General features: G+C 34.0%; 1 protein-coding gene. It reads right to left on the bottom strand.

Annotated elements, in window-relative coordinates:
• The coding region (locus ACFVRR_RS24265) for a transposase (protein ID WP_387333331.1) at positions 1 to 1,250 on the bottom strand (1,250 nt) is incomplete at its 3' end.
• Positions 1,251 to 1,349: the final 99 nt, after the last annotated feature.

Here is a 1,349-nt window from a genome sequence, read left to right as displayed (position 1 = left end):
TGAACTCCTCGGTATCGTGCGTAGCGTAAGCCGTGGAGTTCTTTACTTTGGGCAAAACTTAATTCAACAGTTGAAGGTCTTACTGATTTTAATATCTTTCCTCGAGTTGATAGTCTTTGTTCCCTTAATTTATCGTAAATTGGCTGATTAACGGAAATTCTTAAAACCCGATCATCTTTTTTCGCGAATGGACAATTAAAACAGCTACCTTTATCAGGCTTAAACTCATGATAGCCATGTCTAGTAGTCGTTTTATATCGAAAAGGTACACCACAAGGGCAGGCATACAGGTCATCATTTACTTTTTGAAAATGAGTTTTTCTACATTGTTTATGTTCATTACTTGAAAATCTACGATGAGAGATATAAGCAAATATCCCACGTTTAAATAAGCCTTCGGCAAATCTTGAATTATAGTAGCCCGCATCAATAGCCATTTCATTCGCATAATATCCGAACCTCTCTTTTAATGAATCTAACTGATTTAATAAAACTCTATGCCCTGGAACATTCGCACTCGTCACATGGGTATCTATTATAAAATTATGTAGGGAATCAACTACTCGATGTTCAAAATATGCGAAGCGACCTCGTTCATCATGTTTAACTGACAACCTTGCATCACCATCAACTGGACTAAGTAAAACGCGTTTCAGTTCAGTTTTATTGCCTTTAGGTTTAAGTAATTTTAATCCATGTTTTTGCCTACGTTCATTTACTTTTTTTAAAGTATCAAGATCTTCCTCAATTACGACTTCTTTAATCCATTCCTCACGTTTTCTTTTATTTGCATTCGCTTTTAGCTCTGTTTCATCTGCCACCCAAGTTTCATTCGCAATAAAACCATCTATATTAATTAGATTTACTACATAGTGAAAGAAAGCTTCCCAAACCTCGTTATCTTTCAAGCGATGATTAAGAAACTTTGAAATAGTCGAATGACAAGGTATTTTTCTATCAGGTGAAATCCCTAAAAACCAACGATAAGTTGCATTTTGTTTTACTTGTTTACAAGTAAAGCGAACAGAGCGAAACCCTTCAATATATTGTATCAGTAGTATTTTTACCAGTATTAGTGGATCAATTGAAGGTCTGCCAACGGTTGACCGATAATAAGGTTCAATCAGTTTATATAAATAATTCCAATTGATTTCCTTATCAATTTTTACAATGTGGTGCTCCACATCTATCATATTCTCATACAGTTTCCGATTTTTTGCGATGTCTATATTCTCTTGATAGTAGTACATAAAAAAACCCCCTTGTAGTAATAATTTTCCTACAAAGGAGATTTTTTCTAAAATTATATGCTTAGATCTATTGACTAAGTTGTTTTTCAACACTCTGAA

Source organism: Gottfriedia sp. NPDC057948, assembly GCF_042887255.1.
Classification (GTDB): domain Bacteria; phylum Bacillota; class Bacilli; order Bacillales; family Bacillaceae_G; genus Gottfriedia.
This window is presented reverse-complemented; position numbering and strand designations above follow the sequence as displayed.